A 13,345-nucleotide genomic window follows, 5' to 3' on the forward strand; every position below is an offset into this window, starting at 1 on the left:
CCAAAGTGTTCGGGCTGCCGGTACTGGAGAAAGAAAGCATGAGCAACTGGTTGGTAGACAAACTGATCCCTTCGATCATGCGTTCCGAGGTGAAGAAAAGCTCGGTGCCTGAAGGTCTGTGGCACAAATGTCCATCCTGCGAAGCGGTGCTGTACCGCCCCGAGCTGGAAAAGACCCTGGACGTTTGCCCCAAGTGCAACCACCACATGCGCATCGGCGCGCGTGCCCGTATCGACATCTTCCTGGACGCCGAAGACCGTGTTGAGCTGGGCGCCGACCTGGAGCCTGTGGATCGCCTGAAATTCCGCGATGGCAAGAAGTACAAGGATCGCCTGACCGCGGCCCAGAAACAGACCGGCGAAAAAGACGCCCTGGTGTCCATGAGCGGTAAGTTGCTGGGCATGCCCGTGGTCGTTTCGGCCTTCGAGTTCTCCTTCATGGGCGGTTCCATGGGGGCCATCGTTGGTGAGCGCTTCGTTCGTGCTGCCAACCATGCCCTGGAAAATCGTTGCCCGATGATCTGCTTCGCCGCTTCCGGCGGTGCGCGGATGCAGGAAGCACTGATCTCCCTGATGCAAATGGCCAAGACCTCCGCGGTGCTGGCGCGTCTGCGTGAAGAAGGCATTCCGTTCATCTCGGTACTGACCGACCCGGTCTACGGCGGCGTTTCCGCCAGCCTGGCGATGCTGGGTGATGTGATTGTCGGCGAGCCGAAAGCCCTGATCGGCTTCGCCGGCCCGCGCGTGATCGAGCAGACCGTGCGGGAAAAACTGCCGGAAGGCTTCCAGCGCAGTGAGTTCCTGCTGGAACACGGCGCCATCGACATGATCATTCATCGCCAGGAGCTGCGTCCGCGCCTGGGTAACCTGCTGGCTCAACTGATGGGGCTGCCGACGCCGAAATTCGTCGCCGCACCGATCGAGCCGATCGTGGTTCCGCCGGTGCCTGCAGGCCTATGACCCAACGTACCCTGGGCGACTGGCTTGCCTACCTCGAGCAGTTGCATCCATCAGCCATCGACATGGGGCTGGAGCGCTCGCAAGCGGTAGCGTCCCGCATGGGACTGGTCAAACCGGCGCCCCGGGTCATCACTGTCACCGGCACCAACGGCAAGGGTTCGACCTGCGCCTTCGTGGCCTCGCTGCTGCGGGCCCAGGGGCTGAGTGTCGGTGTGTACAGTTCGCCGCACTTGCTGCGCTACAACGAGCGGGTGCAAGTCAACGGCGTCGAAGCCACTGACGCCGAGCTGTGCGAAGCCTTTGTCGCGGTGGAAGCCGGGCGGGGCGAAACATCCCTCACTTATTTCGAAATGGGCACCCTGGCGGCGTTCTGGCTGTTCGCCCGCAGTGGCCTGGATGCCGTTGTGCTGGAAGTCGGCCTGGGCGGACGGCTGGATACGGTCAACCTGGTGGATGCGGACATCGCCCTGGTCACCAGTATCGGCGTGGATCATGCCGACTATCTGGGTGACACCCGCGAATCCGTGGCCTTCGAGAAGGCCGGTATCTTTCGCCAGGGCGCGCCTGCGCTTTGTGGCGATCTCAACCCCCCTCAGCCGTTGCTGGACAAGGTCCGCGAACTGAGCTGCCCATTCTTCCTGCGCGGTCGGGATTTCGATCTGGCGATGACCGAGCAGCATTGGCAATGGCGCGGCAGTGACGCCCAGGGCAACCCGGTGGAGCTGCACGATCTGCCGCTGCTGGACCTGCCGATGGAAAACGCCGCATTGGCGCTCCAGGCCTACCTGTTGTTGGGTTTGCCGTGGGAGGCCCGGCAAATCGTCGAAGCCTTGCAAGCGACTCGCGTTGTCGGGCGCCTGGATCGCCGGCAGTTCGATTGGCAGGGCAAGCGCCTGAACCTGCTGCTGGATGTCGGCCACAACCCTCATGCGGCGCATTATCTGGCCGAGCGCCTGGCGCGGCGACCGGTTGCGGGGCGACGCCTGGCAGTGTTCGGGCTGTTGTCCGACAAGGATCTGGATGGCGTTGTCGACGCGTTGGGTGCTAGTGTCCAGCAGTGGGCGGTGACGCCGCTGGATTCGCCGCGCTCGCGGCCGGCGGCTGAGTTGCAGGCGGCCTTGCAGCAGCGCGGTGCTTCGGTGCAAACCTACGACAGCGTGGCTGCCGCGCTGGAAGGGCAGTGCGCCCTGGCGACGGCCGAAGACGAAATTCTGCTGTTCGGATCATTTTTTTGTGTTGCCGAGGCCCTTCAATGGTTGGCCCGGCGCGCCATGGAGGAAGCTGCAGATGGCATTGCTGGATAAAGCGTACAAGCAGCGCATGGTGGGGGCCTTGGTATTGGTGGCCCTGGCCGTGATTTTCCTGCCGATGCTGTTTTCCCGCCAGGACGAGCAGCGCCAGGTTACGGTTGATGCCCCGGCCGCTCCCCAGGCGCCGTCCGTGCCGCCTGTGCAGGTCGAGCCCGTGGCAGTGCCCGAGCCGCAGGCGCTGCCCCAGGAGCCCGTTCCGAGCGATGAGGAACTGGCCGAGCAACCAGCGCCGTCGATGCCGATTGCACCGACGCCTGCAACGCCTGCGCCTGCCGCACCGAGCAAGCCGCCTGTCGCTCCAACCCCGGTCCCTGCCACTCCGGCGGTCAAGCCGCCGCCAAGCCAGCCGATTACCGCCGCAACCACCAAGCCGGACACTACGCAAAGCCGCGTGGATGCCAACGGCCTGTCGGTCAGTTGGTCGGTGCAATTGGCCAGCCTGACCAGCCGTGAAAGCGCTGAAAGCTTGCAGAAAACCCTGCGCAGCCAGGGCTACAACGCCTACATTCGCTCCGCCGAAGGCAAGAATCGCGTGTTTGTCGGCCCGTTGATCGAACGTGCCGAGGCCGACCGCCTGCGCGACCTGCTCAGCCGTCAGCAAAACCTCAAGGGTTTCGTGGTGCGCTTCCAGCCGGAGCGCGGCTGACAGCTATTTACCTGATTTGAATCGTGCAGCTTACCGACAGCTCTGCGCTCTGCTAAAATGCGCCGCCTTATCCGTCTGTAGGCTGCACCGTGCCATTTACCTGGGTTGACTGGGCGATCGTTGCGATCGTCGCCATCTCCGCATTGATCAGCCTGAGCCGCGGCTTCGTCAAGGAAGCCCTCTCGCTGCTGACCTGGATCATCGCGGGAGTGGTAGCCTGGCTGTTTGGTGGTTCGCTGTCCCAGTACCTCGCCGGATACATCGAAACGCCTTCGGCTCGCGTGATCGCGGGCTGTGCCATCTTGTTTATCGCCACCTTGCTGGTCGGCGCAATGATCAATTATCTGATCGGCGAACTGATTCGCGTCACCGGGCTTTCCGGGACGGACCGGTTCCTCGGCATGGCCTTCGGCGCGGCGCGTGGCGCGTTGCTGGTGGTCGTGGCCGTCGGGCTCCTGAGCCTGGGGCCGGTGCAGCAGGATACGTGGTGGCAGGAGTCCCGGCTCGTGCCACAATTTCTATTGGTCGCAGACTGGTCCAAAAACCTGATCCTGGGTTGGAGCAGTCAGTGGCTTGCCAGCGGTATCAGCGTACCCGCTGAAATACCGTTCAAGGAACACCTCTTGCCGACGGCCAAAACGCCGCAGTGAGTGTTGTTCAGTTCAGATCCATTAAGTAGGGGTTGCGTCGCATGTGTGGCATCGTCGGTATCGTCGGTAAGTCGAACGTCAATCAGGCGCTGTATGACGCGCTAACCGTGCTCCAGCACCGCGGCCAGGACGCTGCCGGTATCGTGACCAGCCATGACGGCCGGTTATTCCTGCGCAAGGACAACGGCCTGGTGCGTGACGTGTTCCACCAGCGTCACATGCAGCGCCTGGTCGGCCACATGGGCATTGGCCACGTGCGCTACCCGACCGCGGGCAGCTCGACCTCGGCTGAAGCCCAGCCGTTTTACGTCAACTCGCCGTACGGCATCACCCTGGCGCACAACGGCAACTTGACCAACGTCGAGCAGCTGGCCAAGGAGATCTACGAATCGGACCTGCGCCACGTCAACACCAATTCCGACTCGGAAGTGATGCTCAACGTGTTCGCCCATGAGCTGGCCCAGCGCGGCAAGTTGCAGCCGACCGAAGAAGACGTGTTCGCCGCCGTAACCGACGTGCACAACCGTTGCGTCGGCGGCTACGCGGTGGTGGCGATGATCACTGGCTACGGTATCGTCGGTTTCCGCGACCCGCACGGCATCCGCCCGATCGTGTTCGGCCAGCGTCACACCGACGAAGGCGTCGAGTACATGATCGCCTCCGAAAGCGTGTCCCTGGACGTACTGGGCTTCACCCTGATTCGCGACCTGGCCCCGGGCGAAGCGGTCTACATCACTGAAGACGGCAAGCTGTATACCCGTCAATGCGCGACCAACCCGTCCTTGACCCCTTGCATCTTCGAACACGTCTACCTGGCGCGTCCGGATTCGATCATTGACGGTGTCTCGGTCTACAAGGCCCGCCTGCGCATGGGCGAGAAGCTGGCCGACAAGATCCTGCGCGAGCGTCCGGATCACGACATCGACGTGGTCATCCCGATCCCGGACACCAGCCGTACTTCGGCCCTGGAGCTGGCGAACCACCTGGGGGTCAAGTTCCGCGAAGGCTTCGTGAAGAACCGCTACATTGGCCGTACCTTCATCATGCCCGGCCAGGCTGCGCGGAAAAAATCCGTACGCCAGAAGCTCAACGCCATCGAGCTGGAGTTCCGCGGCAAGAACGTGATGCTGGTGGATGACTCCATCGTGCGCGGCACCACTTGCAAGCAGATCATCCAGATGGCCCGCGAAGCCGGTGCCAAGAACGTGTATTTCTGCTCCGCGGCCCCGGCCGTGCGTTACCCGAACGTCTACGGCATCGACATGCCGAGTGCCCATGAACTGATCGCTCATAACCGCACTACCCAGGAGGTGGCTGACCTGATCGGTGCCGACTGGTTGATCTATCAGGACCTGCCGGACCTGATCGAAGCGGTCGGTGGCGGCAAGATCAAGATCGAGCAGTTCGACTGCGCGGTGTTCGACGGCAAGTACGTCACCGGCGACATCGACGAGGCCTACTTGAACAAGATCGAGAACGCACGTAACGATGCGTCCAAGGCCAAGACTCAGGCGGTCAGCGCGATCATCGATCTGTACAACAACTGATTAACGAACCGGCCCTGAGGGGCCGGTTTGCGTTTAAATCGATTTCAGGAGTGACAGCATGAGTCAGGATTGGGATGCCGGTCGGCTGGACAGCGACCTTGAAGGCGTAGCGTTCGATACCCTGGCGGTTCGCGCCGGTCAGCACCGCACGCCGGAAGCCGAACATGGCGATCCGATGTTCTTCACCTCCAGCTACGTGTTCCGTACCGCTGCCGATGCGGCGGCGCGGTTTGCCGGCGAAGTGCCGGGTAACGTTTACTCGCGCTACACCAACCCGACCGTGCGGGCGTTCGAAGAACGCATCGCCGCCTTGGAAGGCGCCGAGCAAGCCGTGGCCACCGCCACCGGCATGGCCGCGATCATGGCTGTGGTGATGAGCCTGTGCAGCGCCGGTGACCATGTGCTGGTGTCGCGTAGCGTCTTCGGTTCGACCATCAGCCTGTTCGAAAAGTACTTCAAGCGCTTTGGCGTGGAAGTCGATTACGTGCCCCTGGCGGATTTGTCCGGCTGGGATGCTGCGATCAAGGCCAACACCAAGCTGCTGTTCGTCGAATCGCCTTCCAACCCTTTGGCTGAGCTGGTGGACATCGCGGCGCTGGCGGAAATCGCCCACGCCAAGGGCGCCATGCTGGTGGTCGATAACTGCTTCTGCACCCCGGCGCTGCAACAGCCGCTGAAAATGGGCGCGGACGTGGTGGTGCATTCGGCGACCAAGTTCATCGACGGCCAGGGTCGTTGCATGGGCGGCGTGGTGGCCGGTCGTGGCGAACAGATGAAAGAAGTCGTGGGCTTCCTGCGTACCGCCGGGCCGACCCTCAGCCCGTTCAACGCCTGGATCTTCCTCAAGGGCCTGGAAACCCTGGGCCTGCGCATGAAAGCCCACTGTGCCAACGCCCAGGCCCTGGCCGAGTGGCTGGAGCAGCAGGACGGCATCGAGAAAGTGCATTACGCCGGCCTCAAGAGCCATCCGCAACATGACCTGGCCACGCGTCAGCAGCGCGGTTTTGGTGCCGTGGTGAGCTTCGAGGTCAAAGGGGGCAAGGAGGGCGCCTGGCGCTTTATCGACGCTACCCGGCTGATCTCCATCACCGCCAACCTGGGTGACAGCAAGACCACCATCACTCACCCAAGCACCACCTCCCACGGCCGTCTGTCGCCCCAGGAGCGTGAAGCGGCGGGGATCCGTGACAGCCTGATCCGTGTCGCGGTCGGTCTGGAAGACGTGGCTGACTTGCAAGCCGACCTGGCTCGCGGGTTGGCGGCCTTGTGATTGAGCTGGCAACGCCGCCGAGCGGCACTCATGGCCGGGTTGCCCTGGTTACGGGCGCCGCGCGGGGCATCGGCCTGGGCATTGCCGCCTGGCTGATCTGTGAAGGTTGGCAGGTGGTGCTGACCGACCTGGATCGCGAGCGCGGTTCCAAGGTCGCGAAGACGTTGGGCGATAACGCCTGGTTCATCGCCATGGATGTAGCGGACGAGTCGCAAGTCGCCACCTGCATTGCCGAAGTGCTTGGGCAGTTCGGGCGGCTCGACGCGCTGGTGTGCAACGCGGCCATCGCCGACCCGCACAACATCACCCTGGAAAGCCTGGACCTGGCTTATTGGAATCGCGTCCTTGCCGTGAATCTTGGCGGGCCGATGTTGCTGGCCAAGCATTGTGCGCCGTATCTGCGTGCCCACAACGGCGCCATCGTCAACCTGGCCTCGACCCGTGCCGCGCAATCGGAGCCCGACTCCGAAGCCTATGCGGCGAGCAAGGGTGGCTTGCTGGCCCTGACCCATGCCCTGGCGATCAGTCTGGGGCCGGAGATCCGGGTCAATGCTGTCAGCCCCGGCTGGATCGATGCCCGCGACCCATCCCAACGTCGTGCGCAGCCGCTGACCGACGCCGATCACGCCCAGCATCCGACGGGCAGGGTAGGGACGGTGGAGGACGTGGCGGCGATGGTGGCCTGGCTGTTGTCGCGCAATGCCGGTTTCGTCACGGGCCAGGAGTTCGTGGTGGACGGCGGCATGACCAAGAAAATGATTTATGAGTGAGCGCGGTTGCCCGCGCCATTTGAAACTGTTTTGAAAAAACTTCAACCCTGCTATTGACTTAGCTTCGGTACCTGCGTAAATTTCGCGGCCTCAACGAAGCAAAGGGTGATTAGCTCAGCTGGGAGAGCGTCTGCCTTACAAGCAGAATGTCGGCGGTTCGATCCCGTCATCACCCACCATGTTTTACGAGAGTTTTGCGAAAGCAAGACGGAAGCTGTCAAAAGCCTCCACCGACGCGCAGCGGTAGTTCAGTCGGTTAGAATACCGGCCTGTCACGCCGGGGGTCGCGGGTTCGAGTCCCGTCCGCTGCGCCATATTTTCCGAAGCAGGTTCGCCTGGTTCGAGATCCAGACCCAAGGGTTTTGATCAGACGAGTTAATTGGACGCAAGTCCACAGCGATACGCAGCGGTAGTTCAGTCGGTTAGAATACCGGCCTGTCACGCCGGGGGTCGCGGGTTCGAGTCCCGTCCGCTGCGCCATATCTGCTTCGAGGCCCACTGAACGCCTTGAAGCTAAGAAGAAAGCTGCAGAGCGATCTTCTAGTCGATAGCAAAGACCCTGGTCGAAAGACCGGGGTTTTTTGTTTTTGGCGAAATGAGACTGGAACAAACCTGTGGCGAGGGAGATTGCTGTGGCGAGGGGATTTATCCCCGCAGGGCTGCGTGAAGCAGCCCTTGTTGTTGGCAGCTTCAGAACCCCAATTTATCCCGCAACCCGTAATACCAAGCCCCCATCGCCGCAAACGGTGTGCGCAACAGTTGCCCGCCAGGGAAAGGGTAGTGAGGCAGGTCCGCAAACGCATCAAAACGCTCAGCCTGACCCCGCAACGCCTCGGCCAGGACCTTGCCCGCCAGGTGCGTATACGTCACGCCATGGCCGCTGCAGCCCTGGGAATAGTAGATGTTATCCCCCAGGCGCCCGACCTGCGGAAGACGCGACAACGTCAGTAGGAAATTTCCGGTCCAGGCGTAATCGATCTTCACGTTCTTGAGCTGCGGAAATGCCTTGAGCATCTTCGGACGAATGATCGCCTCGATATTCGCCGGGTCCCTCGCGCCATACACCACGCCGCCGCCGAAGATCAGGCGTTTGTCGCCCGTCAGGCGGTAGTAATCGAGCAGGTAGTTGCAGTCTTCAACGCAATAATCCTGCGGCAACAGACGGCGAGCCAGCTCATCACCCAGCGGCTCAGTGGCGATGACCTGGGTGCCGCACGGCATCGACTTGGCGGCCAGCTCCGGCACCAGATTGCCCAGGTAGGCATTGCCCGCCACGATAATGAACTTGGCCCTGACCTTGCCCTGCGGCGTATGCACCACCGGGCTGGCGCCACGCTCGATACGCACCGCCGGCGACTGTTCATAAATCACCCCGCCAAGGGACTCCACCGCCGCCGCTTCGCCCAGTGCCAGGTTGAGCGGATGAATATGCCCACCGCTCATGTCCAGCATGCCGCCCACATACTCCTCGCAAGCCACCACCTCGCGGATACGCCGCTGATCCAGCAGCTCCAGCTGGGTATGGCCGAAACGCTCCCATAAACGCTTCTGCGACTCCAGATGGCCCATCTGTTTAGCGGTAAGGGCGGCGAATACACCGCCGTCCTTCAAATCGCACTGAATCTGATACTTCGCCACCCGCTCACGAATGATCCGCCCGCCTTCAAACGCCATATTGCCCAGCAATTGCGCCTGCTGCGGACCGACGCTGCGCTCGATCACATCGATGTCGCGGCTATAACTGTTAACGATCTGCCCGCCATTGCGACCCGAAGCCCCAAAGCCCACCTTCGCCGCCTCAAGGACCGTGACCTTGAAACCGTTCTCCAGCAAAAACAGCGCAGAGGACAGGCCGGTGTAGCCAGCGCCGATCACGCAAACATCCGTCTCGACGTCATCCTGTAGAGCCGGGCGCGGAGGAACCGCGTTGGCCGACGCGGCGTAATAGGACTCTGGATACGGTGTGTTCGCCATTCTGGAACCTCTGTTTTATATTTTTTACGAATGCGTCGATCCTACCCGAGATAAAAATCGGCCGCCAGCCACCCCCTGAATCTTCGTCGTATCGGTGAAATTAAATATTTTGCATATTCATAGGGTTAGGTGAAAAAAAGGTATTGACACCCTTTTGGAATTCCGTAGAATGCCGCCTCACAGCAGGCACGTAGCTCAGTTGGTTAGAGCACCACCTTGACATGGTGGGGGTCGTTGGTTCGAGTCCAATCGCGCCTACCAAACAAAATCCGCTCTGCTGGGCGGTCTAGAAGGGCTCACCGAAAGGTGGGCCCTTTTTTGTTGGCGCACATAAGGACATGGTCATGCGGGTTGTCATTTTCGTAACTTTTCTTTCTATAGCACTTGCTGGTTGCTCTGGAATACCTTCAGTTCCATACGAAGAGCCTACTCAATCAGAGGGAATGGCGCGTGTTCGCGTTATCACGAACTCCGATGTGTATGGAGATAGCATCGTCGGCAGTTGTGCTCCTGCTACCCGGCATAAGATGGCTGAAGCCGGACGTTTCGGGTCGGACGGTACGGCGAGCGTCAATTATCCTCAGTATCCCCTGAAGTCGGCGAGCATTGGCATACCAAAAAGAGTTTGGCCCAGCCTTATCCAGTACATCCCTGCAATTCGGATGGGGGAAGGGGCTTACAAAGAGGTCGTAACCGAGTATCGCGTTAGGGCGGATCTGCCATTCCAAATTGCAACCTGGGGCGCGACCATTGCGGGCAACGGCAGCTCTTACCGGACCTGTGGTGGCCAGGCGCTCGTTTACAAGTTGGAACCAGGGAAAGACTACGAGGCGGTGGTAGGGGTGGATAGCAGACCAAGCAAAGATGGCGAGCCAGCGTTAATTTGCATGTTGGCGGTTCTCGAACTTACCACTTTGCCTGGTACTTCGATTGTGATTCCCCAAAAGCTGACGCCTGCTGCGCCTCCGCAGGTGCTCTGCAAAAACTAATAAGCACAGCCCACCATCGAGCGGGTTTTGCGTCTGGCAGAAACGAGAAAGCCCCGACTTAGGTCGTAATGCAGTTCACTTAAGGCAATCGAGAAACCCGTGGCGAGGGAGCTTGCTCCCGCTGGGCCGCGAAGCGGCCCCAAAACCGGCCAAATGCGGAGCATCAGACACACCGCACCCGTCGGTTTACGACTGCTTCGCAGCCGAGCGGGAGCAAGCTCCCTCGCCACAGGTCCATCATTTTTATTAAATGAACCGCATTGCGACTTAGGTCGGGGCTTTTTTGGGTGGTCTGTCCCCGGTTTTCACTTTAGTCTACGTACAGGGCGAGCTTTACGAAGACCGCTACATGATCCTGGCATTCTTCGCGCCGGATACGCACGACAAGGCGAAAGTCGATGCCGTGATGACTAGGCTTGGGATACTGGCAAAAAAATTCCGAGACGAAAACTGACTTAAAAATCTCGCTCTGGTCGGCTTTGGGAGGGAATCAAATCACCGCCCCTTAACCGGTAGCGACGGTCTTGGATTCCATTGTCATTTCCCTCAGCCCTTCAATCGCAATGCGAAGGGCGTTACGTAGAGATTTTCAGCATATCGACCTACTACAACAATGGAATTGTCGAGTTGCACCGCCAGCGCAGACGAAAGTAGTTCATCTTTCATCCTGATTTTCACCAAGCCATTATTATCGCCGAAGCTAGCATCCAAAGTCCCATTGGGCATGTAACGCCCGACAATCAGATTTTCATTATTGGTCCCGGCGGAACCACACGTTACAATACGTCCGTTCAGTTGGATCATACTGTCATGCCACTGAGATTTCGTATCTACCGGCGTCAGGACGGGAACGCCATCGTTGAACTCCGGATCGTTTTTTCCATCCCTCTCGATGCTTGTCAGCATTGCGTGGGGCAAATACCTGGTGCTGGCATCCCTACCAACGCCGCTACCAAGAAGCCTCACGCTGTCCCGTGAAACGATGGCTGCTATATTAATTCCTCTTACGAAGCTGGGGTTGATTTCAAAGACGAATCCACCCGAACCGAAACTTAAATCTAAGCTTCCGTTTAAATGTACGCGAGCCCAAACCATATAATTGGTGGGGTTGATTTGCATATGGCCCGCCAGATAAATATGACTGTCAGTGATGAGTAGACTTCGAGCGTTCAAATGATAATTATGCTGCGGGTGCTGAATGATACTGCCGCCCTTGTTGCCGAATGCATATGCCGGGGTGCCTGTATCATCCAAGCACATGAGCAGTGTTATTCCTTTGCCATCCTTGAGAGCAAACCCCGAAATGTAGGTATATTCCCCATGGAGGAATAACGAAGTCTGGCCGACGTAAAGATAGCCCTGTGTGCCAGGCACGTCGACGAAATCATACGAGGCCAAGCCTATGTCTATAAAGTCCTCATTGATGGGCACTGAGTGACCGTTAACACCGAATGAAAGGTCCCGAGTACCAGTTGGCAGATAGCGGGCCAGTGCGAAATTGCTGCGGGTCCCGCTCAATATCACCTTTCCGAGAATCAGGATCTTTCCATCCGGTAATACGCACACCCGTTCCGCCAGGCTTGTTGAACCGGCCGTGAACGAGTCCCGGACAGGCTCGCCGCCGTTGAATGTCACGTCAGGTGTGCCATCAGGATTAAGCGCTGAAATGATGTATTGACTGTTGCTGCCGAGGCTTGTGCCGCCCACGACATAGATCTTGTTCCCGGGGCCGATTGCAACATCGGTGGCGTCCGTACCGGGAAGAAGTACGATCTCACCGTTATTGAATTCGGGGTCAAATTCGCCCGCCCTAGTCGAGGCTACGTTTTTTGTTTTGTTTTTGTCGGTATTCATGGCTACATCCTCCATGCGCTGGGGTAATGGCATCATTTGATCCCTGGCACCGAGGCGTGGCTACTGTCAGGACTGACAGGTCGGGCGAGTTATCTGACGAGTGGAATCAGACGTTAAAAAATGAAAGCCCCGTAGATAAAGGTCAGCGGGGCTTTTCTGTTTTCGGTTTGTACTACTCCGTTGTGCTACTCAAATCATACTGCTCACGGTCTGGAGACGCTTATTTGTTCGCATGTCTGTCAGCCAGTAGCTGTGCGGCGTCTAACGCGAATTGAAGGACGTTTGCAGCCTCTTTGAAGGCTTCTGGGTCATCCGTGCCTTCGTAGATAATATTATGCAGGCTCCACCAGGCTCGGTCCTTCAAGGGACTGCGTCCTGTTCGCTCGTGCACAAACCTTCTAAATAGAGAAAACCGGGGCCGACCATGATTGTGAGATCCAAGTAAGTTATTTTAAATCGTGGTCTGTCTCCGATTTCCCTTTGCATACGTCGATGATGGCTCTGGAAGACTGAAGAGGTTAGCCGGCCAACGGTGAGGTTCCCAGCGCAACCAAGCAAACGCAGCCCTGTTCAAGGCACGTCCCCGCGCATTGCGGGCCAAGTCCTATAAGTTAGCGCTCTGTGAGTGATAACCTATGAGTTCTTCTATAAATGATATTGGATACAGTTATGAAGAGCTGTTTGGGGACGCTCGGAGCTAGCCTCGCTAACCGTATAGTGATCCCCGCCGCTTGGGTATCGGGGCTTGCGACGACAGGACTCTTGTGGGGCGTGATACAGTTTTGGCCCGCCGACCTTACAGTCGAAGGACGTCAGCTCTTCGTGGCTTCTTTTTCTATTTTTTGCCTCGCCATAGGGTACTTGATATGGCGCAAGAGACGGGCAAAAGCACTTGTAGCATCCATCAATCTAAAAGAAGGTCTGAGCCTTGACGATACTCAGATGCTGGGCTATCCAAGCCCCCTATTTTTTGTCTTTGACCTCTCCAACAAGAAACTCGCTCAATGCCAAAGCGCCACCGGCGACTATCAAGTTCGAGACTTCACGTGGGTAACAGGCTGGCAGTATGAGTGGCAACAGGTTGACAGCAGGGTGTCGGGCGGCGTTCTTCGAGTAGTCGATGGAGCAGGCATGAGCGTTCCAGCCGACGAGCTTCGGCGTAGATTCATAAACTTCTCACTGATTTTGACCGTTGCCGATACAAGTCATCCTCCCCTCCGTTTTCCAATGAACCGGAGCGCAGCTGAAGAGTGGTGTACCCGGTGCAAAGTACTTTTCCAGAGCTAGACACTCGCCCGCTGCGTCGGCAACTCATTTCCCTAGCGTGTCGCTCGACTTCGTACAGCCCGCCAATCGAGTGAAGGGCCTGCCCCGCA

At 59.0% G+C, this 13,345-nt stretch carries 12 protein-coding genes and 4 tRNA genes; 14 read left to right on the forward strand and 2 right to left on the reverse strand.

Going from position 1 to position 13,345, the window contains the following annotated elements:
- Positions 1-38 precede the first annotated feature (38 nt).
- From accD to CD58_RS09775, 10 genes are all read left to right on the forward strand, one after another.
- Positions 39-959 (forward strand): acetyl-CoA carboxylase, carboxyltransferase subunit beta, encoded by a 921-nt coding sequence (accD, locus tag CD58_RS09730; protein WP_025212824.1) that lies wholly within the window; start codon positions 39-41, stop codon positions 957-959.
- Positions 956-2,263, forward strand: coding sequence for a bifunctional tetrahydrofolate synthase/dihydrofolate synthase (folC, locus tag CD58_RS09735; protein WP_025212825.1), 1,308 nt, complete (start codon positions 956-958; stop codon positions 2,261-2,263). The genes accD and folC overlap by 4 nt, the downstream gene beginning before the upstream one ends.
- A complete protein-coding gene (locus CD58_RS09740) occupies positions 2,247-2,915 on the forward strand; it encodes an SPOR domain-containing protein (protein WP_025212826.1) in 669 nt (222 codons plus the stop codon). The genes folC and CD58_RS09740 overlap by 17 nt, the downstream gene beginning before the upstream one ends.
- Before the next feature lie 89 nt (positions 2,916-3,004).
- Positions 3,005-3,565: a CvpA family protein gene (locus tag CD58_RS09745; protein WP_025212827.1), complete on the forward strand. Its 561-nt coding sequence runs from the start codon at positions 3,005-3,007 to the stop codon at positions 3,563-3,565.
- A gap of 41 nt (positions 3,566-3,606) precedes the next feature.
- Positions 3,607-5,112: an amidophosphoribosyltransferase gene (purF, locus tag CD58_RS09750; protein WP_025212828.1), complete on the forward strand. Its 1,506-nt coding sequence runs from the start codon at positions 3,607-3,609 to the stop codon at positions 5,110-5,112.
- A 58-nt stretch (positions 5,113-5,170) separates the two neighbouring features.
- Entirely contained in the window at positions 5,171-6,382 is a 1,212-nt protein-coding gene (locus tag CD58_RS09755) for an O-succinylhomoserine sulfhydrylase (RefSeq protein WP_025212829.1), read from the forward strand.
- Positions 6,379-7,152, forward strand: a complete 774-nt coding sequence (locus tag CD58_RS09760) for an SDR family oxidoreductase (protein ID WP_025212830.1) — start codon at positions 6,379-6,381, stop codon at positions 7,150-7,152. The genes CD58_RS09755 and CD58_RS09760 overlap by 4 nt, the downstream gene beginning before the upstream one ends.
- A gap of 103 nt (positions 7,153-7,255) precedes the next feature.
- A tRNA-Val gene (locus CD58_RS09765) sits at positions 7,256-7,331 on the forward strand.
- Positions 7,332-7,389: 58 nt separating this feature from the next.
- A tRNA-Asp gene (locus CD58_RS09770) sits at positions 7,390-7,466 on the forward strand.
- 89 nt (positions 7,467-7,555) lie between these two features.
- Positions 7,556-7,632, forward strand: a tRNA-Asp gene (locus CD58_RS09775).
- Between the two features lie 210 nt (positions 7,633-7,842).
- Here CD58_RS09775 and CD58_RS09780 read toward each other — a convergent pair.
- The gene (locus CD58_RS09780; RefSeq protein WP_025212831.1) at positions 7,843-9,126 is read right to left on the reverse strand and encodes an NAD(P)/FAD-dependent oxidoreductase; all 1,284 of its coding nucleotides are present in this window, start codon (positions 9,124-9,126) and stop codon (positions 7,843-7,845) included.
- A 184-nt stretch (positions 9,127-9,310) separates the two neighbouring features.
- Between CD58_RS09780 and CD58_RS09785 the strand changes: the two genes are divergently transcribed.
- The 3 genes from CD58_RS09785 (at position 9,311) to CD58_RS31600 (ending at position 10,569) form a co-directional block, all read left to right on the forward strand.
- A tRNA-Val gene (locus CD58_RS09785) sits at positions 9,311-9,387 on the forward strand.
- An 83-nt stretch (positions 9,388-9,470) separates the two neighbouring features.
- Positions 9,471-10,115 (forward strand): hypothetical protein, encoded by a 645-nt coding sequence (locus CD58_RS09790; RefSeq protein ID WP_025212832.1) that lies wholly within the window; start codon positions 9,471-9,473, stop codon positions 10,113-10,115.
- Positions 10,116-10,398: 283 nt separating this feature from the next.
- On the forward strand, positions 10,399-10,569 hold the full coding sequence (locus tag CD58_RS31600; protein ID WP_268747313.1) for a type II toxin-antitoxin system YafO family toxin: 171 nt from the start codon (positions 10,399-10,401) through the stop codon (positions 10,567-10,569).
- 92 nt (positions 10,570-10,661) lie between these two features.
- Here the strand turns inward: CD58_RS31600 and CD58_RS09795 are convergent, their stop codons facing one another.
- Positions 10,662-11,969: a delta-60 repeat domain-containing protein gene (locus CD58_RS09795; RefSeq protein ID WP_025212833.1), complete on the reverse strand. Its 1,308-nt coding sequence runs from the start codon at positions 11,967-11,969 to the stop codon at positions 10,662-10,664.
- A gap of 822 nt (positions 11,970-12,791) precedes the next feature.
- Between CD58_RS09795 and CD58_RS09800 the strand changes: the two genes are divergently transcribed.
- Positions 12,792-13,256 carry a hypothetical protein gene (locus CD58_RS09800; RefSeq protein WP_235195297.1) on the forward strand — a complete coding sequence of 155 codons (465 nt, stop codon included), beginning with the start codon at positions 12,792-12,794 and terminating at the stop codon, positions 13,254-13,256.
- Positions 13,257-13,345: the final 89 nt, after the last annotated feature.

The sequence above is a fragment of the Pseudomonas brassicacearum genome (genome assembly GCF_000585995.1).
Classification (GTDB): domain Bacteria; phylum Pseudomonadota; class Gammaproteobacteria; order Pseudomonadales; family Pseudomonadaceae; genus Aquipseudomonas; species Aquipseudomonas brassicacearum_A.

Bases quoted from the DNA above. Each gene is read 5' to 3' on its own strand.
- accD (WP_025212824.1), top strand. From the start codon at position 39: ATGAGCAACTGGTTGGTAGACAAACTGATCCCTTCGATCATGCGTTCC.
- folC (WP_025212825.1), top strand. From the start codon at position 956: ATGACCCAACGTACCCTGGGCGACTGGCTTGCCTACCTCGAGCAGTTG.
- CD58_RS09740 (WP_025212826.1), top strand. From the start codon at position 2,247: ATGGCATTGCTGGATAAAGCGTACAAGCAGCGCATGGTGGGGGCCTTG.
- purF (WP_025212828.1), top strand. From the start codon at position 3,607: ATGTGTGGCATCGTCGGTATCGTCGGTAAGTCGAACGTCAATCAGGCG.
- CD58_RS09755 (WP_025212829.1), top strand. From the start codon at position 5,171: ATGAGTCAGGATTGGGATGCCGGTCGGCTGGACAGCGACCTTGAAGGC.
- CD58_RS09780 (WP_025212831.1), bottom strand. From the start codon at position 9,126: ATGGCGAACACACCGTATCCAGAGTCCTATTACGCCGCGTCGGCCAAC.
- CD58_RS09790 (WP_025212832.1), top strand. From the start codon at position 9,471: ATGCGGGTTGTCATTTTCGTAACTTTTCTTTCTATAGCACTTGCTGGT.
- CD58_RS09795 (WP_025212833.1), bottom strand. From the start codon at position 11,969: ATGAATACCGACAAAAACAAAACAAAAAACGTAGCCTCGACTAGGGCG.